The sequence below is a fragment of the Saprospira grandis DSM 2844 genome, from assembly GCF_000275825.1.
Classification (GTDB): domain Bacteria; phylum Bacteroidota; class Bacteroidia; order Chitinophagales; family Saprospiraceae; genus Saprospira; species Saprospira grandis_A.
On the sequence record NZ_JH719942.1, the window covers coordinates 1,576,321 to 1,597,248 of the forward strand.

At 44.7% G+C, this 20,928-nt stretch carries 11 protein-coding genes; 7 read left to right on the forward strand and 4 right to left on the reverse strand.

All coding sequences use genetic code 11. The annotated features are described in order from the left end of the window. Positions 1-54: 54 nt before the first annotated feature. The gene (locus SAPGRDRAFT_RS07185; RefSeq protein ID WP_002658358.1) at positions 55-3,105 is read left to right on the forward strand and encodes a KAP family P-loop NTPase fold protein; all 3,051 of its coding nucleotides are present in this window, start codon (positions 55-57) and stop codon (positions 3,103-3,105) included. A 68-nt stretch (positions 3,106-3,173) separates the two neighbouring features. After that, a complete protein-coding gene (locus tag SAPGRDRAFT_RS07190; RefSeq protein ID WP_002658360.1) occupies positions 3,174-6,677 on the forward strand; it encodes a hypothetical protein in 3,504 nt (1,167 codons plus the stop codon). Here the strand turns inward: SAPGRDRAFT_RS07190 and SAPGRDRAFT_RS07195 are convergent. Further along, the gene (locus SAPGRDRAFT_RS07195) at positions 6,674-7,618 is read right to left on the reverse strand and encodes a CIS tube protein (protein ID WP_002658361.1); all 945 of its coding nucleotides are present in this window, start codon (positions 7,616-7,618) and stop codon (positions 6,674-6,676) included. The genes SAPGRDRAFT_RS07190 and SAPGRDRAFT_RS07195 overlap by 4 nt on opposite strands. A gap of 364 nt (positions 7,619-7,982) precedes the next feature. Here SAPGRDRAFT_RS07195 and SAPGRDRAFT_RS07200 point away from each other — a divergent pair, with 364 nt between their 5' ends. The 3 genes from SAPGRDRAFT_RS07200 (at position 7,983) to SAPGRDRAFT_RS07210 (ending at position 10,258) form a co-directional block, all read left to right on the forward strand. After that, positions 7,983-8,666, forward strand: coding sequence for a hypothetical protein (locus tag SAPGRDRAFT_RS07200; protein ID WP_002658366.1), 684 nt, complete (start codon positions 7,983-7,985; stop codon positions 8,664-8,666). A gap of 267 nt (positions 8,667-8,933) precedes the next feature. After that, on the forward strand, positions 8,934-9,254 hold the full coding sequence (locus SAPGRDRAFT_RS07205) for a hypothetical protein (protein WP_002658368.1): 321 nt from the start codon (positions 8,934-8,936) through the stop codon (positions 9,252-9,254). Positions 9,255-9,349: 95 nt separating this feature from the next. After that, positions 9,350-10,258 carry a DUF3137 domain-containing protein gene (locus SAPGRDRAFT_RS07210; RefSeq protein ID WP_002658370.1) on the forward strand — a complete coding sequence of 303 codons (909 nt, stop codon included), beginning with the start codon at positions 9,350-9,352 and terminating at the stop codon, positions 10,256-10,258. 265 nt (positions 10,259-10,523) lie between these two features. Here the strand turns inward: SAPGRDRAFT_RS07210 and SAPGRDRAFT_RS07215 are convergent, their stop codons facing one another. Next, the gene (locus tag SAPGRDRAFT_RS07215) at positions 10,524-11,957 is read right to left on the reverse strand and encodes a glucosaminidase domain-containing protein (protein WP_002658371.1); all 1,434 of its coding nucleotides are present in this window, start codon (positions 11,955-11,957) and stop codon (positions 10,524-10,526) included. Positions 11,958-12,246: 289 nt separating this feature from the next. On the opposite strand from SAPGRDRAFT_RS07215, the gene SAPGRDRAFT_RS07220 reads away from it, so the two are divergent. Then, positions 12,247-12,591 carry a hypothetical protein gene (locus SAPGRDRAFT_RS07220; RefSeq protein ID WP_002658372.1) on the forward strand — a complete coding sequence of 115 codons (345 nt, stop codon included), beginning with the start codon at positions 12,247-12,249 and terminating at the stop codon, positions 12,589-12,591. A 318-nt stretch (positions 12,592-12,909) separates the two neighbouring features. Here SAPGRDRAFT_RS07220 and SAPGRDRAFT_RS07230 read toward each other — a convergent pair whose 3' ends face one another. Continuing rightward, entirely contained in the window at positions 12,910-13,323 is a 414-nt protein-coding gene (locus SAPGRDRAFT_RS07230) for a DUF1573 domain-containing protein (RefSeq protein WP_002658374.1), read from the reverse strand. A 389-nt stretch (positions 13,324-13,712) separates the two neighbouring features. On the opposite strand from SAPGRDRAFT_RS07230, the gene SAPGRDRAFT_RS07235 reads away from it, so the two are divergent. Beyond that, positions 13,713-16,124: an alpha-ketoacid dehydrogenase subunit alpha/beta gene (locus SAPGRDRAFT_RS07235; protein WP_002658376.1), complete on the forward strand. Its 2,412-nt coding sequence runs from the start codon at positions 13,713-13,715 to the stop codon at positions 16,122-16,124. Positions 16,125-16,437: 313 nt separating this feature from the next. Here the strand turns inward: SAPGRDRAFT_RS07235 and rpoC are convergent, their stop codons facing one another. After that, positions 16,438-20,700 (reverse strand): DNA-directed RNA polymerase subunit beta', encoded by a 4,263-nt coding sequence (rpoC, locus tag SAPGRDRAFT_RS07240; RefSeq protein ID WP_002658377.1) that lies wholly within the window; start codon positions 20,698-20,700, stop codon positions 16,438-16,440. Between the last annotated feature and the right edge of the window lie 228 nt (positions 20,701-20,928).

The following is a 20,928-nucleotide window of genomic DNA, read 5'->3' on the forward strand; positions in this document are numbered from 1 at the left end:
AGTTGTCGGAGCATTCCTATTTGGTTATCTTGAAAGCCTAAATAAAAGACCAAAATGACCAAACCCCTTATAGAAACAAAGAAGCCCAAAAAGAGAAACGATAATAGAACATTCAATAATCTCTATCAATGCTGGCTTAGAAACAGAAAGTACCTTTTTTACCCTAGCCTTACTGGCTTGAGCATTATCTTCTCTGAACCTATTAGTCAGATAATTATAGCATTGCATTTAGAGTTAATCATAGATCCTATAGAGATTAACTGGCCATTATCTATTGCTTTAGGAGCTGTATTTTTAATCTCCTATCTTGTTTACGCTATAAAAATATCTGCAGAGCACAGGACAAAGTCTCCTATGAAGCTTTTGTTCTGGCTTTCTTTAACAGTTAGTCTGAGTTATTATCAGCTAGCAATAGATGAGCTTATATTTTTCCCTAAAAAAGGCAATAGTTCTTACATCGCAATTGTATATATACTGGCTGCGCTCTACAGCTTATACTATATAGTTTCGAGCTTCAATTTTCCGAGGCAAAAAAATAGCAAACTAATAGCTGAAGACAGCATTGTACTTCAAAAAGGTATTGAAGGAAGTCTAAGAAAAGGCTATGCAGAACAACTAGCCAAAGAGTTACTCAATATAAATAGTAAGCAAGCCTTTGCTATTGCCATAACTGGAGGCTGGGGAACAGGAAAGTCTACTTTTATAAGTTTTATCACAGAAAAAGTAAAAGCTGATACTGCTGCAATTATCGTTGAGTTCCATCCTTGGAAAAACAAAGGGGAAGAGGCCGTCATTAAAGACTTTTTCTATACGCTTCGAAAGCAGCTCTCGCCTTATGATGATCGTCTTGGGCCACAGATTAACAATTATCTGAATAGTCTTTTTAATATTTCAGCAGTAGCAACAAATACAAGTCTTTCAACTTTTAGTAAGCTAGCGCTAAAAAGCATTAACCTACTTGAAGAGCCTCAAGGCACAGAGGAAGAATACAATAAGCTTCGGAAAATCATTAAGGAAATTCCTCTTCCTATTTTAATTATTATAGATGATTTAGATCGGCTGGATAGTCCCGAAATTATTGCGGTCCTAAAACTCATACGAAATGTCGCTAACTTTGAGGGACTTAGCTTTATTACAGCCTATGATAAAGACTATGTTCACCATGCTATTAAAAGTAACTTGAATGAGCATGGGAGCCACTACTTTTTAGAGAAAATTGTTCAGATGGAGGTCAGTTTGCCTGTAATGACGAAAGAAGAATTATTTGATATTTTAAAAACAGTACTACAGAAAAGTCAAGAAAAAACACTAGAAGAACTAGTCCCCACTCTTGAAAAAGAGGCTGAAGATCGCGATAACCACTGGTTTAAATCAACCAACCCTATTCTTTGGCATTTCATCTCTAATGTTCGGGACATTGTACGATTTCATAATAGTTTAGTGCTTGACTATCCAAAGCTATCAAAATATATTGATAGCCAAGATATTTTTTACATCTACCTCATTAAACTAAAGTTTCCTAGAGTTTACAAGGCACTTTGGCAGTCCCAAGGGGAAATATTTGATGATTCAGGAGATAAACTTACGTTTATCACTCTTCCTAGTCCTGAAGAAGATACGAACGAAAAAAATGAGGAAGACAAACACCTTATAAAAGAGCTACTTAAGAATATGGGGCAAGAAAAATTTATAGTCCCCCTTATAGAAACGCTTAATGTGCTTTTCCCTCAAGCAGTAACTAAAGAAAATCAAATGCCGCTTTTTCCAAATAAATACAGCTTCAATAGAAATAGAGACTCTCGTATATACCACAAAGACCTTTTCAACATAATGTACTCCCAATTTGTACCTGAGAGTTACATTGACTATGAGTTTTTTGATAAAATTAGACATTATTCATTCAAAGAAATTGATGAATTATTGGCAGATGAGCGTCATGACCATAATGATATAATAATGGAATTAAACAGGCGTCTTGATCCTCGAATTATTGATTCCATCCAAACACCACCTGAGCTAAAAAACTACTTATACTTTTGCATAAACATTAAAACAAAAAATTTCTATACCATTAATAACTACCTACAACTAATCATTGAGAACAAAGCTCTTCAGGAGCGTGTAACAGAAAAAAACATGCGTTTTACACATATACTGAAAGAGGTTGTAGAAGGTGAAGAATTTATCGATAGTACTCTTATTTTTTATAATAGCCTTTATCAAAAATATGATAATGAAGAGCTTGGTCAAATACTAGCTGAAGCGCTTGTCTCTAGTCTTACTTTTTATAGTAAAAAAGAAAATTCTATGACAATAGACGAGTTTTATAATGCAGCCATAATGTGGCTAAGGCTAAGGGATAGTTATAGAGAGACAACTAATAAGTTTTACCTTGGATATAAGTTGCCTGATGTAGATGATAAGATGAAGCTTATTTTTAGCAAAAATATAGATAGGTTTATACATAATCTTATTAAGATAAACAATAATAGTTATCAAAGGGTATCTGTACAGTTCAATTCCAACATAACTGTTCTTTTCAAAACTATTAGAGATTTGGAAAGATTTGTTCATCAATATTACCCTGAGCATAATACCCCTCAATATGTAAGTCTCTCCACAGCTTTTGAGGCTTTTAAAACTGAACACTCAGATACTCTAACAAGGCAAAGTTTCTCATATAAAAACCTAGGCAGACACTTCAATAAAGACATTCAACACGCCCCTCTTATTTTTTTAATTTTGAAATCTAAACCAGTTGCTCCCATCGACAAATTCATCAACCAAGTCAACACAGATTCTAATAACGTACAAAAGTGTTACATTTCAGAATTCCCACATCAGAATATAATCCACGATATAAATATTCACTTAGAAAAAGACGACATCCTTATTTTTGCAATTCCTAAGGAGTCCATTCCAAAAGTTATTACTGAACTAATTAAAGGACAACCCATAAAAACTAATTCAGATCAACTCTACAGTGAACATATCGATATAACAACTCTTGAGTTAGAAAAAACAGTCAAAAAATATGGCTACGACATACTCCAATACGAAGCGAGAGAAGATGATACTATAATAGGTTTAGAACTCCATTTTTAAATGCTCAGCCCCACCAGCCAAAAGCAGTAGTTTAGCGTTATCTTAAAGAACACCAAAACGCCATACTTTTGCGCTTACTGCTTTTCTTCTCTGGTCTTTTCTTTTTTGGGCAGCTTGGGGCGCAGACATTGCCCCAGCTAGACAGTTTGCAACAGCAGCAGTTGCGGCAGTCGGATTGTTATGTCTTGGCGGATAGTATACTGCTTGATAGTTTATGGGTCTTGCCGGGCAGTTTGCATTGGCGGGGGCAGCCTTTGGCGGATAGTTTATATCGGCTGCAGGGCAGTTATTTTTTCCCTAAGGGAGCATTATTGCAGCAAGACAGTCTGTGTTTGAGCTATAAGCGCTTGCCCTTGCCCATTCATAGAAAGCGGCAAAAAAAAGATCGGCGATTATTGCAGCCTAAAATGCAGTTGGGGGAAGATATCGTTTTGGGCCAATCCTATGGCTATCAGGTACAGCGGCAGGGGGACAAAGAAGGCGATCTGAAGGGCTTGGATTATAATGGCAGCTTTGCGAGGGGGATTTCCTTGGGGAATCAGCAAGACCTCATCCTTAATTCTAGCTTCAATCTACAATTGGCGGGAGAAGTTGGGGGCGTAGAGATTACGGGTGCTTTATCAGATAATAATATTCCGGTCCAAGCTGAGGGCAATAGCCAAGAGCTGCAAGATTTTGATCGGGTATTCATCCAATTCAAGGTAGATAAGCATTATCTTTTGGCTGGGGATTATGATTTAGAGCGGCCCAAAAACAGCTACTTCCTCAATCATTACAAGCGCTTGCAGGGGGGGCAAATTGGCAGTTCGGGCCAACTAAAATCTGGGGCAAAATGGGGGGGACAAGGGAGCTTTGCCATTTCTAGAGGAACCTTTGCCCGCAATAGTTTTATGGGCCAAGAGGGCAACCAAGGTCCCTATCGTTTAGAGGGCAATGATGGCGAGCAATTACTGATTATTCTGGCGGGAAGTGAGCGCGTATTTATTGATGGGCAGCAACTAGAAAGGGGCTCCGATCAAGATTATACGATTGATTATAATTTGGGTGAAATCCAATTTACCAATAAGATCCTGATTACAAAAGATAAGCGCATACAGGTCGAATTTAGCTATTCGGATTTGGAGTACCTCCGCAGTATTTCTGCCATTAATGGCCATTATGAAGATAAAAAGTGGGGGCTGCGCTTTTTTCACTATCAAGAGCAGGATGCCAAAAACCAACCGACCAATCCCCTAAGTGATTCGGCCCAAGCCAGCTTGAGTCGAGCCGGGGATCAAACGGCCCAAATATGGGGCGGCCAAAGCATTAATGAAGCAGATGGATTATCGGGCTTGGTCGCTTACCAGCTCATAGATACAGTTGTCCATGGGATCAGCTATGATTCAGTTTTGGTCTATGCTAGCAGCAATAGTAGTGATAGTAGTTTCTATTCGGTTAGCTTTCGAGCAGTGAGCCAGGGCGGCGATTATATTCGGGAAGAGGGACAAATTAATGGGAGCGTATATATTTGGATTGCTCCTGATCCCATCACGGGGCAGAGCCGCGGACAATATGCGCCCCTCAGGCTACTCAAAGCGCCAGAGAAGAAGCAGCTATCAGAAATTAGTAGCTATTATAATATTGGGAAAACTGGGCAATTAATGGCCAATCTAGCGATTAGTCAAGAAGACCTCAACCGCTTTTCTAATATAGACAATGAAGATAATCAGGGCTTGGCTTTGCGGCTAAGCTATCAGCAAGAATTGAGTTTGGGCTATCGGTTAAAAATAGATAGCCAGGGCGTGGATACGCTCCGCAGGAGCCTAGGCATCAACGCCCATTACGAACAGCTAAGCGCTAATTTTAAAACGATAGAGCCCTATCGGAATCGGGAGTTTAGTCGAGATTGGGGACTAGATAGCAGCAGCAGCCAAGAACAACTCTTTTGGCTGGACCTAAATGCCCAACAGCAGGGACTAGGACGTATTAGCTATAGGCTTAGTGGCCTGCTTAGAGATAGTAGCCAAAACTGGCAACAGAGCGCAAGCCTACAGCTTCAGCATAAGGGCTGGGAGCTGACTGGCCAAGGCAGTTACCTCTCTCAATCCAATAGCCAGTTTTGGCGCCCTCGCCTGCAGTTGGCCTACCGCTTCCAAAAAGGCTTGCGCATTTCGGCTTACTATGAAGAGGAAAATAAACAACAACAAATTGATGGAGACAGCTTAGCGGCCAGTAGTTTTCAGTATCAGCTCTACCGCTTTAGTGCCGAACTCCCTACTACAGAGCAGTTCTCGCTTAAGCTTTCTGCTAGTCAGCGGCTAGACCGCCTGCCTTTGGGAGAAAACCTACTGGATGTAACCTTAGCCAAAGAGGCCCAACTACAGGGCCATTGGCAGTTGGGGCCCAAGCAAAACCTCAGCTTCAACCTCAATTATCGGCAGTTGATGGTCTTAGATAGCAGCCTGAGCAGCCAAGACCCCAAAAATACTTATTTGGGCCGCATTGCCTATGATGCCCAATGGAAAAAAGGCCTAGTTAAATGGCAAACGATTTATGAACTAGGGGCCGGCCAAGAGCAAAAATATGCCTACAATTATTTAGAAGTAGATATTGGACAAGGTACACATATTTGGATCGACCGCAACGAAAATAGTATCCAAGAACAAGACGAATTTGAACAAGCCCCCTTTCAAGATCAAGCTAATTTTATTCAATTGCGTGTGCTCACTGGCGAGTTTGTCCGCGCCAACCAATTGGCCTTTAACCAAAGTATAGATATTGACCCCGCCCGCCTTTGGCGGGCGGCCAAAACAGGCCCCAAAAGCTGGCTCAAAAAACTATCTAGCCGCTCTATTTATAAGATGGAACGCAAAACCCTGGCCCAAGAAGAACTGGCCGCCTTCAATCCCTTTGAACTCGATATTGCCGATAGTAGCCTACTCTCGATCTCTTCCAATATGAGTAATGCCCTCTATTGGGACCGAAGAGGACGCAAGTTTCGCCTCATCTTACAACAAAGCGATAGCCGAAGCAAACGCTTCCTAAATCTTGGTTTCGATAGCCAACGAAAAACCAGCTATAGCTTTTCAAGCTGGTGGCAAATTAAGCCTTTTATCCGCCTAGAAACAGCCTCCCAGCTGGCCCAAAATGAAAATCGCTCCGATTTTTATAGCCAACGCAATTATTTACTCGATTCTTGGGAAGTTACCCCAAAATTGAGCTACCTAAAAGGTAGCGATCTCCGCCTGAGCCTCTATTATCGCCAAAAGAATAGCGAAAACCGCCTAGACATAGAAAAGGCCCAGCTCCAAGAGCTGGGCCTAGAAGGCAAATGGTTTAGCAGCAAAGGAAAACGCAGAAATATCCGCCTGAAACTCAGTTGGGTCGAGCTCCAATATGAGGGCGAAGAAAATAGCCCTAGCCAATTTGCCCTGACAGAAGGCCTGCAAACGGGAAGTAATTTTTTATGGACCCTAGAACTCCAACAAGCCCTAAGCAAGTTTTTACAACTTTCTATTAGCTATGAAGGCCGAAAAACAGGCGAAGCCAAAATGGTCCACCTCGGTAGAATGCAACTCCGAGCTATTTTCTAAAGTATCCGCCGATTGACCCGACGCATGGCCGCCGCCATCTCCCGACGCAAACGCTCCTTGGCCGCCTCTCTGGCCGTTTTGCGTAGCTTGCGCCCCAGCCGCCGCTTTTGTCGCCTCGATTTGGCCCAGTTTAATAAAACCCGCTTGGGCGGAATAAGCAAACGCCGCCCCACCGGCAACTCATACAAACTACTCAAACCATTGTACTGCGCCAACAATAAATAAAACGCCAAACTCCCAAAATAACGCATCGAAATCTTGCCCAAATTATCCCCCTGCTGAATGTCGTGATACTCATATTTGACCAATTCTTGCCGCACCGCCGACTGATCCCAGTTTTGCTGCTGCCGAAATGGAGAACGCCCCCAAAATGATAAACTCAACTCGGCCCGAATAGGCAAACCCTCAAAGGAAAATAAAGAATAATTGATGTCCATAGACGAAATAATACAGTTGAAGGTGTGCGCACTGGCATCCTGCCGAGAATCATTGCTGGGCAAAATCTCCCCCCACTCCAATTTTAAGTAGGCCGGCCCATTGGCCCAGTCATGATAATCATAAATCAAAGCTTTTAAGGCCTTAATATATGGCGCCACCGAGGGCTTGTTGTCCTTGTTCTGCAAAAGCACCTTGTCCTGCTGACTCCCCTGATGATAAGCCCCCGTAGCATCTACCAAAATATTCGAAAACTTAATCTCCGGAATCATATACTCCGGACTATTCCCCACAGCTTCCTTGGCCGCCTCGGCCTTCCCATCTGCCGAAGAAGCTGCCGTAGAAAGCTCTTCCGTGCTCTTTACCTTATAAGAAATATCAAAACTAGATGGATTGATCGACAAATAAATTTGCCCAATATAACTGCTCTCATCATAATCAGCCAAAGCGTAGGCCTTTATGCAAAGCTTGCTCATAGCGGTCCCCGCCGGAAATGGTCGCTGCATATATCTTGTCTTTAAATACAAAGTTGTTTACACTAAAGATATAACTACAGATTTACAAAAACAACTTTATGCGTATGTTTTTTTCTTTTCTTATTTTGGGGCGTTACTCCTTTCAGTCGTCGAACTGCGGCTTGCAGCCTTGTTGTCGCCTCGCTGCGCTCGTCGGCGCTACGTTTCGCAGCTCGCTGTCCGCTCGGCCCTGCGCAAAAAAACAAGTTTTTTGCTGGGTCTGGCTTGCGGCCACTGCTGCACATCGGTTACTCCCTTCAGTCGTCGAACTGCGCCCTAAAGGGCTTGTTGTGGCCAGGCGGGCTGCGCCCGCCTTCTGGACCTAAAATTGCGTTTTTTGCCAAAACCTTTATCTATGAATCATTATGCTTTTTTTCTTCTTGTCTTTTTTTCTTTGGGCCTTTTTAGTTGCTCAGACCAATTGGCCAAAAGCTATACGGTAGCCGAATTGCTAGACAATCAGCAGAATCATTTGCAGTTGCCCCTAGAGCAAAACCCCGATCTGCTTTTGCTTTGCCAAGAACTAGACGAAACGGATATTCCAGGCATTAAAAACCGCTTAGAGCGGCCCGGCATTCAGGAGCTAGAGGCTAGTTTTGCCCTTTATTTTTTGGGCCAAAAATATTTTCAGCAAGATTCTTTTGAGCAAGGACTTGCTATTATGGAAAAAGTGGCCGAAAATTACCTCAACCCGCTGGCTTTTACTCGTCTTATGCTACTTCATAAAACAGCTCCTAGTCGTTTTGCCCAATTGCCTGCCGGCCAGGGCCAGGGATTCCAACCCGATATGGCCAAGGCCTATTATTATTTACATGCCGCCCTCAATTCGGCCATTTTCATGATGGAGCGCTTTAATGACCGTGGTCCAGTAGATGATGTCAATCGCTATGCCCAGGGCTTTATCCAAATTTTGGAAGAAGGCGATAGCAGCCAGCTCCGTGGCCTAGACCTAAAAGCCGCGGAGGCCAAAATGAAAGCCGAACTCCCTCAATTAGAAGCTAAATTTGAAGCCCTCTACCCTGCTCCACCTCCTAGCTAACTGCGGCCTTAGCCGCAGCTTTGTCGAGCCGGCCTAGCGATGTGCAGCAGTGGCCCGCAGGGCCAGACCGAGGCGGCAAAGCCGCCGAAGGGCCGAGCAGACCTGCGAGCTGCGAAACGTAGCGCCTGCCGAAGGCAGGAGGCCCCTAAACAGCAGCGAGCTGCGACAACAAGGACTTCAGTCCGCAGTTCGACGACCAACGGGAGTAAACGTAGCGCCTGCCGAAGGCAGGAGGCCCCTAAAAAAAATCATTAGAAAAACAGAAGCGTGAAATACAACAAAACCACCTTAAAAAAATTGGAAGAGCTGCTCAAGGCGGCGGATTATCGGATTCGCTATGAAAAGGGCCAGTTTCAGTCGGGCTATTGCCTGGTTAAGCAGCAGCGGCAAATTGTGATGAATAAATTTTACACCACCGAGGCCCGCATTCAGTCTTTGCTAGATATTTTGGCCAAAGTTGGTTTGTCTGAAGAGGTAGCGCTTTCGGAAAATTTGCAAAAATTCTGGACCCAATTGCTGCCCATTTTAGCGCAGCAAAGAGAACAAATAGAGGCCAAAGAGGAGCAGGAGGAAGCGCCCAAGCTTTAGATAGATTTTGCATAAAATAGAGCGGAATATCAAAATAAAAGGGGGAAGATACTTATTTTTGACTGATTCAGACAAGCCTTCTACTCGCCAAACCAATGCAAGAGCTCAAAGAATTTCGCCGTTACTACAACAATCATCTGCATACTGATTTGCAAGCATTTGAGCGGCAGCGCTGGGCCCTCATCATTAGTATTGGGCTGGCGATATTGCTTGCTTTGGGCTTGGTTTTGGCGGTTTTGGCCTTTGAGCTTTTTCCCATTATTTTCCTACTCATTTTGCCCTATTGGTTTATTTACAACTTTTTTCTGCGTTGGATAGAGCGCTTCAAGGCTCGTTTTAAGCCCTTGGTGGTGCAGTCTATTTTGCAATTTATAGACCCTCGTTTGCGCTACTATCATAAGGATTTTATTCCCAAGGATAGTTTTAATCGGGCGCATATCTTCCCTTTCAATCCTCATATTTATAGTGGCGAGGATTATATTATGGGCAAAATTGGGGAGGTTTATTTTGAGATGTGCGAGCTCAAAGTGATGCACACTTCAGATGTGACGGATCGTCTAGAAACCTGGCTCAATGGGGTCTTTTTTCACACCAAATTCAACTTTCGGGCAGAGGGGCAGATGGTCATTATTCCGAGGGTGCAGGCCCAAAAATTCATTCGGACCTTCAAGCGGCTTACTCGTTATGGCGGCTATGAGCTCAAGGATACGGGCAATCCTCGTTTTGATGAGGATTTTCTGGTCTATATTGATCGAAAGATGAAGTATGAGGACATTTTGACGCCCGAGCTGCTCAACACCCTCAATAGCTATCATGAGCGTTCTGGCCAAGAGATTTATGCCTCTTTTATGGGCAGTCATTTTTATTTGGCCGTGGCCGAGCCCTATGAACTACTAGATGCGCATCTGTTTAGCACCAATGTCGATTTTGAGTTAATTTCGGCCTATTATGAAGAGCTGTTTGTCTTCACCCAATTGGTAGAAGACTTTGATTTGCGTCACTAATTTTAGTTTGGGGCTGCCCGCTCGCTACGCTCGGGTCGGGCTATGTCGTGGCTCGCAGGTCTGCTCGGCCCTGCAGTTTTTTCGCTGCGCTCAAAAACTTGGGTCTGCGACTTCGCCGCCCCACTTTCTATCCCTCAGCCGATGCAGGCTAAAGCCTGCAAAGCGGTAGGCTAGCGCCTCTTTTTATTTGGCGGCTTTGCCGCCTATATGGAGCAAAAAAGCGCCTTTCTAAAAGAAGAAAGGCGCTTTTTTGCTATTGGGCCAATTATTTTTTGGCTCCGCCTCCACCAAAGAGGTCTACATTGGGTTGTCGTTCTCCTACTTGATAAGGATTGGCACCTCTTAGGGCGGGTTTATTATCGCAGGTTTCATTCAGGAAAATAAACTCATTCACGGCGGGTTCTTCTCCTTCTTCTAGGCGGTTTCGTTTATACAGTTTAGACAACTTAATTCCGTAAAGCTGAGAAATGGTATACATGCTTTCGCCCTCATTTACTTTATGGGGTCCTTTTTCATCTTCCACCATATTGCCCTTTGCTTCTAAATAGATATAGCAATTGGGGGGCAGATTATCCTCTTCCCCCATAGAGAGGTCATTATAGCGGCGCAGGCTCTTGAGCTCCAATTGATGTTCTTGAGCAATATCGTCTAGAGTCATACCTTTGCGTAAGGTAGTTGCTCGGCGGCTATTTTTGTAGAAAACCCCTTTTTGGTTATGATGTTGGGTAGGGAAAATCACCAGCTGTTTTTTCAGACCTGTTTCAGGATCAAAATAATCGCGGAAGGGGTCTAGGGTAAGCATTTGGCGTTGGATACTACTGACCGTATTCAATTCGAGCTGCAACTCATCAATCACCTCTTTTTGCTCTTCTAGGGCTGTACCTACATAGTTAATTTTACCATTCAGGCGATCATCACGCTTAGCCATTTGGCCAATTTGGCGGTTCATTTCTTTTAGTTGGACCTGTAGTTCTACTTGGTGGGCCAAAGCTTGTTGCAAGCTATTTTCTAGGCGTTCTACACGATTTCGGACGGCAGACAGGTCTTCGTCCATATCTAGGTTAGGGTCAGCACGGTAGGCGTTTAATTCGGTATTAGAAGGAAGTTGATACTGTGTAGAGACTCTATCATATTGGGCGAGGTCAAATTTTTCAATTACCTCAATTAATTTATTGGCATAATTGACATCTGTTGCATAATTGGCTTCTTTTAGGCCCTTGGCCCAAAAGCGGTAATCCATATTTCTGGCGGCAAAAAGCGTTCGGTATGGTTTGCGAGAATAAAGGAAGTTGGTATGGTCCTTATAAGAGTCCTCAACAGATTCGTAGGCACGGAAACAGGCCATTTCGGTTCTTTGGGTACCGTAGGCTGTTTGTTCTTGGGTATTTTTATAGTAAGTAATGCCCGACCAGTCTTTACCGCATTTAATTCCAAAGTGATTATTGGCTTGGCGAGCGAGTTCGCTGCGGCCATAGTTAGATTCCAGCATCCCTTGCGCCAAAGTAATACTAGCAGGAATACCACTGCGGTTCATTTCCTCAATGGCAATAGCTAAATAGCTACGGATATAGGCTTGGGCTTTTAAATTCTCCTCCTCTTGTAGTTCTAAGGGCAAAAGAGGGGCTACACCCTCTTCGGCAGAGAGTGGCGCTCCGGCACAAAGTAAGCCTAAACCAAGTAGTAAGGGTCTGAAAATCATATACAAAACTTTGAGAAAGGGCCTAATTTATAAACGATTAGGTTACTTTCTAGCGTTAGAGAGTGGGGTCATCACGGAGTGACGACTGTGATCTTGCGATTTGAGGTAGGTAGTTGATTTTTCTGTCTGGACCTCGTAAAAGTAGCATTTTTTTGCTGCTTCTTAAAAATATAGTTAGTTTAATTTTAGTCACTTAGCTTTGGTAAAGAGGATTTTCCACTTCAAAAATTTTTGTTAAATTTGGTATAAGCTTTGCCCAATGGGGGGCACACTATAAAACTTTTCGATTATGCAGTACATCAAAATTATCTTTTTCTTTTTTGTAGTCCAGTTGACACTACAAGCCCAAACTGCAGAACAACTTGAATTTAAGATCAATCTGGCTCAAAAGAGCATTGAGGTGGTAGACAAAGGGAGCAAGCAAACCTTAACTGATCAATTGGAGCTTATTTCTGCCCAAATTGATATTTTTGATGCTAATGGGGAGTATGCTGGTTCTATTGAGGCAAAGAGCTGGAGTATTCCAGTAGATGAATTTGCACCCAATGAGCAGCTCAAGATTAGCCAAGCTAAAATAAAAGTAAAGGCTTCTGGCGAAACCTTGGCCATTAGTAATGCTCCTTTGGGAAGGTAGGGCCTTTGGTATAAATAAGTAATAATAAAAATGTGCTATATCGCCTGTATAGCGCATTTTTTTGTCTATTGGGGTCCTATTGGCTGGCCTAGCCAGCCTTGGCCCCTAGGGCCAAAACGGCCCAGCGCTGCGCAGCCGTGGCCCGCAGGGCCAGACCTAGGAGCAAAGCGACGCAGGGCCGAGCAGACCTGCGAGCGGCGCAGCATAGCGGCGGCCAGCTTTGCTGGCCGCGGGCCCCAAATCCTCTAAATAAAGGCATAAAAAAAGCCCCTATCAGAGATAGCGGCTTTCTTCATTAATGACATGTTTGGCTAAAGACTAGCGGTTGAACATATTATCTTTGCTCTTGGGAGTGGGTGCAGCTTGTCGCTTTACTTCGCCAAAGATTTTTAGGCGAGTAGTACTCTCATTTTTGGCGTTGGTGGTCAAGGTAACATATTTGGTAAAGGCACCTTGGCGGTTGGTGTCATACTTGACCTTAATCTCTGCAGTTTCGCCGGGCATGATAGGCTCTTTGGGATAAGTAGGCACCGTACAGCCGCAGCTACCTTTGGCCTTGCTAATAATCAAGGGCGCATCGCCAGAGTTGGTAAATTTGAATAAGCGGACACCATTAGCACCTTTCTCGATGCTGCCATAATTAACTTCTTTGGTCTCGAAATCAATGTTTTGTGCAAAAGAACTACTAGCAAATAGAGCAACAAAGGCGAGACAAGCGAATAAGGTTTTCATATAATTCTCGATTTTAATTTAAGATGAGCAGAATGATCAATACAATAGTAGGCTTTTTTTGGCAATTCTAGAAATTTGACTAACTAAAAGTTTAGTTAATGATTTAGAAAAGTAGGATAGCCGTTAGTTTCTAGGTTTCCAACTGCCGTGCCAAAGCCTTTTTTTTTGTAAACTCATTATTAAACTTCTTGTTTGTATAAGCGAAAAACTGTGGGGAATAGCTGCCTGCCTCCTTTTTTTTGTATTTTAAGGCCCAAACAACATCTTAACACAGCGGTCCTATTGCTTAGTTATTCAAGGCTTTAGGATGTCACAAAACGAGCAGAAAATTGCGATAAACTCATCAAATTTAGCTGCTTGATTTTAGCATATTAAATAGACAACTATATATGACTGAAGTTCATTTGAAAACGCCCCCTAGCAAGGAGTTCATGCAAGAGGCCTTGCAAGATTTCCGACTGGCTTGCATGAGCCGCGAAGCCAGCCTTAATGGCCGCCGCGAAGTGCTGTCTGGTAAGGCCAAATTTGGTATTTTTGGTGCTGGCAAGGAGTTGGCCCAGTTGGCCATGGCCCGAGTTTTCCGGCAGGGAGACTTTCGTTCGGGTTATTACCGAGACCAAACCTTTGTATTAGCTACGGGTTTAGCAACGGTAGAGCAGCTTTATGCGCAGCTCTATGCTGATCCGGAGAATGATCCTTTTTCTGCTGGTCGACAAATGAACTCGCATTTTGCTTCTCCATTAATTAATGCGCAGGGAGAATGGCTCAATCATACTACACTCAAAAATATTAGTGCTGATATTTCGCCTACAGGCGGCCAAATGGCTAGAGCCTTAGGTTTGGCTTTGGCCTCTAAGAAATATCGCGAATGCGCCGATCAGATTGGCGATTTGGCCAATAATTTCTCGGTCAATGGAAATGAGGTTAGCTTTTGTACTATTGGCGATGCTTCTACCTCTGAAGGTGTTTTTTGGGAGACCCTAAATGCTGCTGGCGTGCAGCAGCTCCCCTTAGCGGTTTTTGTTTGGGATGATGGCTATGGTATTTCGGTGCCTAGAGAGTACCAAACGACCAAAGGCAGCATTTCTGAGGCTCTCAAGGGCTTTCATCCCACAGAAGAAGGCCAAAATGGCGTACGCATTATTAAAGTAAAGGGCTGGGATTATTTGGGCATGCGCCAAGCTTTTGCCGAAGCGATTGCGCTTTGCCGTCAGGCACATAGCCCCTGCCTGATCCATGTAGAAGAATGTACACAGCCCCAGGGGCACTCTACTTCGGGCTCTCATGAGCGCTATAAAGATGAAGATCGCCTAATTTGGGAGAAAGAGCAGGATGGCATCGAGAAACTACAGGCTTGGTTGATCGAGATGGGTGTAGCCACAGCAGAGGAGCTCAAAGCAATTCGAAAGGAGATTAAAAAGGAAGTGAAAGCTGCAATTCGCAAGGCTTGGAGCAACTTTAATGATCCTATTCAACAGGAGCTTAAGCATACCCAAGAGCTACTGCGCCAAGCCGCTGCTGCTTCTCCCCAACAGGCCCAACTAGAGGCCCTAGCGACCGCTTTGGGCTCGGCCTATAATCCCGTTCGAAAAGATATGTTGCAGGCCATGCGCAAGGCGCTCCGCCTCATGCGTGGCGAGCAATCTGCTGCAAAAAATAGCCTGGCTCAGGCTTTGGAGGAAAAAATGGCGCTGCAAAACGAACGCTATGCCTCTAAGCTCTATAGTGAAGGACCAAAATCAGCCCTCAAGCAAGCTGGCGTTCCCGCTCAATATGCCGAGGATGCCGAGCTCAAAAGTGGCTATGAAATCCTCAATGCCTGCTTTGATTTACAGCTCCAAAATAATCCTCAATTCTTTGCTTTTGGCGAGGATGTAGGCCAAATTGGCGATGTAAACCAGGGCTTCATGAATATGCAGGAGAAGTATGGAGAAGCCCGTGTTTTTGATACGGGGATCCGGGAGTGGACCATTATCGGCCAAGCGATCGGTATGGCCATGCGCGGCCTTCGCCCCTTAGCCGAAATCCAATATCTCGATTACCTCATTTATGCTATCTCGGCCCTTTCCGATGATTTGGCTACCCTGCAATATCGCTCCAATGGCCAACAAAAAGCCCCCGCCATTATCCGTACTCGTGGCCACCGCCTAGAGGGAATCTGGCACTCGGGCTCGCCTATTGGCCTCTTGCTCAATAGCCTCAGAGGAATCTATATTCTTACGCCACGCAATATGACGCAGGCCGTAGGTTTCTATAATACAATGCTCAATAGCGATGACCCCTGCCTAGTGATCGAATGCCTTAATGGCTACCGCCTCAAGGAGAAAATGCCAAGCAATTTGGCCGAATTTAAGCTGCCTTTGGGTATCCCCGAGGTCCTTGAAACAGGCCAAGATGTTACGCTGCTCACCTATGGCTCATCGGTCCGCATTGCCCAAGAAGCCATGGAGGAGCTCAAAGAAATGGGCATTTCTGTAGAGTTAATCGATGCCCAAACCTTACTGCCTTTCGATATTAACCATCTGGTCGCCGAGTCTGTAAAGAAAACTAATCGCCTGGTCATTCTAGATGAAGATCTGCCCGGCGGCGCTTCTGCTTATTTGTTGCAACAACTTATGGTAGAGCAAAAAGCCTATTATCACTTAGATTCTGAACCCCTGACTATTAGCGCTAAGGCCATGCGCCCAGGCTATGGCTCAGATGCCGATTATAGCATCAAACCCTCTGCCGATGATGTGATAGAGCAAATTTATGCCCTCATGCGCGAAGCTCGCCCCACAGACTTCCCGCCTATTTATTAGGGCCAAATACTTTAGTTTAATGCCATACAGGAAGAGCGATGATAGGTCGTTCTTCCTGTTTTTATTTGGGGGCTGCCCCGCCCTGCAGGCGGGTCGGGCTGTCTCGCAGCTCGCTGTTCGCTCGGCCCTGCAGGCTTTTTCGCTTCGCTTCAAAAGCCTTGGGTCTGCCGCCTTCGGCGGCCCTGCTGCCCATCCCTCAGCCGCGTCGCTTCGCTCCTTTGCGGCGGCTTCGCCGCCTGTCAACCGCATAAAAAAAAGGTCCACTCCTCAAAGAAGTGGACCCCTATATGGCCTTAAGTAGTCAAAATCTTGCCTACTTTTCTTTTACAATCATATCATCATAGATACGGAGACCAGTACCCGCAGGAATGCGTTTACCTACAATTACGTTCTCTTTCAAGCCCTTAAGGTTATCACTAGAAGCCGAAATAGCCGCCGTGCTCAATACCTTAGTGGTTTCTTGGAAAGACGCAGCTGAAATCCAGCTATCCGTACCCAAAGAAGATTTAGTAATCCCCTGCAAAACAGGTTTAGACGTAGCTGCAATAGAAGGACGAGCCGACATAATTTTCTTGTCGTCACGACGAAGCGTCGAGTTTTCTTCACGCAATTGGCGCTCAGTAATGAACTGCCCCGCGAAATACTTGCTAGACTCTCCAGCATCTTCAACCAACAACTTATCATAGATACGGTCATTCTCTTCTAGGAAGTCAAACTTATTGACCGCCTCTTTTTCCAAGAACTTAGTATCTCCAGCATCCATAATTTGGACCTTACGCATCATTTGACGAACGATTACCTCAATATGCTTGTCGTTAATCGTAATCCCCTGCGCACGATATACCTCTTGAATACCATTGAGCACGTACTGCTGTACCGCTCCAGTTCCCATAATAGAGAGAATATCTTGTGGAGAAGTAGCTCCATTAGAGAGTTGAGTACCGGCACGAACAAAGTCACCTTCTTGTACAAGGATATGCTTAGATAGACCAATGAGGTAGCGACGTTTCTGCCCATCTTTGGCCTCTACAATCACCTCACGGTTACCCCGCTTGATTCGTCCATAGCTTACAATACCGTCAATCTCGGCAACAACAGCAGGATTAGAAGGACGACGAGCCTCGAAAAGCTCTGTTACACGAGGGAGACCCCCGGTAATATCCTGAATCTTACCCATTGTACGAGGAATCTTCACTAGGGTTGTACCCTTGGTCACTTCCTGCTCGTCATTTACACTAATGTAAGCGCCCACCGGAATAGAGTAGGCACGAAGCACCTCTCCTTTGTTGTCTACTACCTTAATGGTAGGTACTTGTTTTTTATTCTTAGACTCTACAACTACCTTTTGCTCGAAACCAGTTTGTTCGTCACGCTCAATGCGGTAAGTAAAGCCCTCCTCAATGTTTTCAAATTCTAGTGTACCGGCAAATTCGGTAATAATTGAGGCGTTATAGGCATCCCATTCAGAGATTTTATCTCCTTTCTTGATTTCTTGGCCATCCTGCACAAAGAGAGAAGAACCATACATCAAGTGGGCAGTAGAAAGTACGCGGTTCGTTTTGTCGTCAATGATACGAAGCTCACCAGTACGAGAAATTACGATATCGCGTTTTTCATTTTTCTCCTTGTCATGAAGTTCAACGGTGGTTACAGAGTCAAACTCTAGACGACCATCAAATTTAGAGCGAAGTTCAGATTCTTCTGCAGTATATGAAGCCACACCCCCTACGTGGAAGGTACGCAGTGTGAGCTGAGTACCAGGTTCACCAATAGATTGGGCAGCAATAATACCCACGGCATCCCCTTGCTCAGAAGCACGGCCAGTGGCAGTATTTTTACCATAACACATAGCACAGCAACCTCGGCGAGCTTCACAGGTAAGTACCGAGCGAACCTCTACGGTTTCTACTTCTGCTTCTTCAATTTCTATAGCCAATTCAGGAGTAATCACTTCTTCAGCCGAAGCGATCAACTCTTCTGTTTCAGGGTGGAAAATATCATAAAGCGGGAAGCGGCCTTCAATGCGCTCAGAGAGCGGTTGAACGATCTTATCATTTTCAATCAAAGCAGTTACCTCAACCCCACGAAGTGTTCCACAGTCATAGATATTAACCACTACATCTTGGGCCACATCTACCAAACGACGAGTCAAGTAACCAGCATCCGCCGTTTTAAGGGCCGTATCCGCCAAACCTTTACGAGCACCGTGGGTAGAGATAAAGTACTCTAGTACCGAAAGTCCCGCAACGAAGTTTGAAAGAATCGGGTTTTCGATAATTGCCCCTCCAGTATCACCAGATTTACGAGGCTTGGCCATTAGACCACGAAGACCACAAAGCTGCTTAATCTGTTGTTTAGAACCACGAGCTCCAGAATCAAGCATCATGTATACTGAGTTAAACCCTTGCTTGTGTTCTGCCATCTCCTTCATCAAAGTGTTGGTGATGTAGTTATCCGCCTGGGTCCATTCATCAATGATCTGGTTATAGCGCTCGTTATTGGTGATCAATCCCATGTTGTAGTTATCCCAAATGCCATCTACTACTCCATGAGCAGCATCTAGGCGTTCGGCACGAACAGTAGGCGTGATCAAATCGGGAAGGTTAAAAGACAAACCACCACGATAAGCCCAATAGAATCCCATATCCTTGATATCATCCAAGAACTTGGCAGCTGTAGGCACGTTGGTTCTTTTCAAGATCCCCGCAATTACACGCTTAAGATTCTTCTTAGAGAGGAGCTCATCCATATAGGGCAAGCTCTTAGGACGCACTTGGTTAAAGAGTACACGCCCCGTTGTGGTTTCTGTAAGGCGGATAACCAAGTTACCCTCTTCATCCTCTACAGGAACACGAACTTTAATAATTGCGTGTAGGTCCAAACGACCTTCATTGTAAGCAATGATCACCTCTTCTGGAGAATAGAATCGGCGCCCCTCCCCTTTTACGGGATTTTCTGGAATATGCGCACGTTCTTTAGTAATATAATAGAGGCCCAAAACCATATCCTGAGAAGGTAGCGTAATTGGCGTGCCATTCTGAGGGTTGAGCATATTGTGTGCAGAAAGCATCAAAATTTGGGCTTCCAAAATAGCTTGATTACTCAAGGGTACGTGTACCGCCATTTGGTCACCATCAAAATCCGCATTAAATGCCGAACAAACAAGAGGGTGAAGCTGAATCGCCTTACCTTCAATTAGGGTAGGCTGAAACGACTGAATAGACAAACGGTGAAGTGTAGGAGCCCGGTTGAGTAGAACAGGATGCCCTTTGAGCACATTCTCCAAAATATCCCAAATGATAGGATCTTTACGGTCTACCAGTTTCTTAGCTGATTTTACCGTTTTTACGATACCTCGCTCAATCAATTTGCGAATGACAAAAGGCTTGAAGAGCTCGGCAGCCATATTTTTAGGCAAACCACACTCATGCAATTTGAGGGTAGGTCCTACCACAATAACCGAACGACCAGAGTAATCTACACGCTTACCCAAAAGGTTCTGACGGAAACGTCCTTGCTTACCTTTGAGTACATCACTCAAAGACTTAAGTGCGCGGCCACCTTCTGCCTTAACGGCATTAGACTTACGAGAGTTATCAAAGAGAGAATCCACAGCCTCTTGCAACATCCGCTTTTCGTTACGGAGAATCACCTCGGGCGCCTTAATTTCAAGGAGGCGCTTTAGGCGGTTGTTACGAATGATCACACGACGATAAAGGTCATTGAGATCTGAAGAGGCAAAACGACCACCATCTAGAGGCACTAGGGGGCGGAGTTCTGGTGGAATAACGGGCAGATAGTCAATGACCATCCACTCCGGCTTGTTTTCAATATTTTTTTGGCCCTCACGGAAAGCCTCTACCACGCGCAGGCGCTTAAGCGCTTCTGATTTACGTTGCTGAGAGTTTTCTGTGGCGGCTTTATGGCGAAGATCATAAGATAATTTCTCTAGATCTACACGAGAAAGAAGGTGGCGAACCCCTTCTGCGCCCATTTTAGCGATGAACTTATTGGGATCATCATCGGGCAACATTTGATTTTCGCGAGGAAGTGATTCTAGGATATCGAGATACTCTTCTTCAGAAAGAAGATCTCTTTGTTCACTACCTGTAATTCCTCTTTCGGCTACGGCACCGGGTTGGATCACCACATAGCGCTCATAGTAAATAATAGACTCTAGTTTCTTAGAAGAGAAACCGAGTAGGTAACCAATTTTATTGGGCAAAGACTTAAAGTACCAGATGTGTACCACAGGGACCACTAGGCGGATATGCCCCATACGTTCGCGGCGCACCTTCTTTTCGGTCACTTCAACTCCACAGCGGTCACAAACGATCCCCTTATAGCGGATGCGTTTATATTTTCCACAAAAACATTCATAATCCTTGACTGGGCCAAAGATACGTTCGCAGAAAAGGCCATCGCGCTCGGGTTTATACGAGCGGTAGTTGATAGTTTCTGGCTTGAGGACTTCGCCGTAAGAGCGCTCCAAGATCAAATCTGGAGAGGCCAAACTGAGCGTAATGCTATCGAAGTCGTTTTTAATTTTGTTGGTACTATTTTTCTTAAATGGCATAAGAAGACAAATTTAGGCTGGCTGGGGGCCAGCAAGAGGCATTTAATAGGATAGGCTTTTATATTCTTTTGGGGCCTCCGCTGCGGCTAGGCCTTGCGGCGCTATGTTGCGGGGCTCGCAGGTCTGCTCGGCCCTGCGCCGCCTTCGGCGGCTGGGTCTGGCCTTCGGCCACCCCTTCACAGCGCTAGGCCAAGGGGCGTTTGGCCCATTAGCTAGCTCTTGGCGAGA

Coding starts and splice junctions, on each gene's coding strand:
- SAPGRDRAFT_RS07185 (WP_002658358.1), top strand. CDS start 55: ATGACCAAACCCCTTATAGAAACAAAGAAGCCCAAAAAGAGAAACGAT.
- SAPGRDRAFT_RS07195 (WP_002658361.1), bottom strand. CDS start 7,618: ATGCAGCGACCATTTCCGGCGGGGACCGCTATGAGCAAGCTTTGCATA.
- SAPGRDRAFT_RS07200 (WP_002658366.1), top strand. CDS start 7,983: ATGAATCATTATGCTTTTTTTCTTCTTGTCTTTTTTTCTTTGGGCCTT.
- SAPGRDRAFT_RS07210 (WP_002658370.1), top strand. CDS start 9,350: ATGCAAGAGCTCAAAGAATTTCGCCGTTACTACAACAATCATCTGCAT.
- SAPGRDRAFT_RS07215 (WP_002658371.1), bottom strand. CDS start 11,957: ATGATTTTCAGACCCTTACTACTTGGTTTAGGCTTACTTTGTGCCGGA.
- SAPGRDRAFT_RS07220 (WP_002658372.1), top strand. CDS start 12,247: ATGCAGTACATCAAAATTATCTTTTTCTTTTTTGTAGTCCAGTTGACA.
- SAPGRDRAFT_RS07230 (WP_002658374.1), bottom strand. CDS start 13,323: ATGAAAACCTTATTCGCTTGTCTCGCCTTTGTTGCTCTATTTGCTAGT.
- SAPGRDRAFT_RS07235 (WP_002658376.1), top strand. CDS start 13,713: ATGACTGAAGTTCATTTGAAAACGCCCCCTAGCAAGGAGTTCATGCAA.
- rpoC (WP_002658377.1), bottom strand. CDS start 20,700: ATGCCATTTAAGAAAAATAGTACCAACAAAATTAAAAACGACTTCGAT.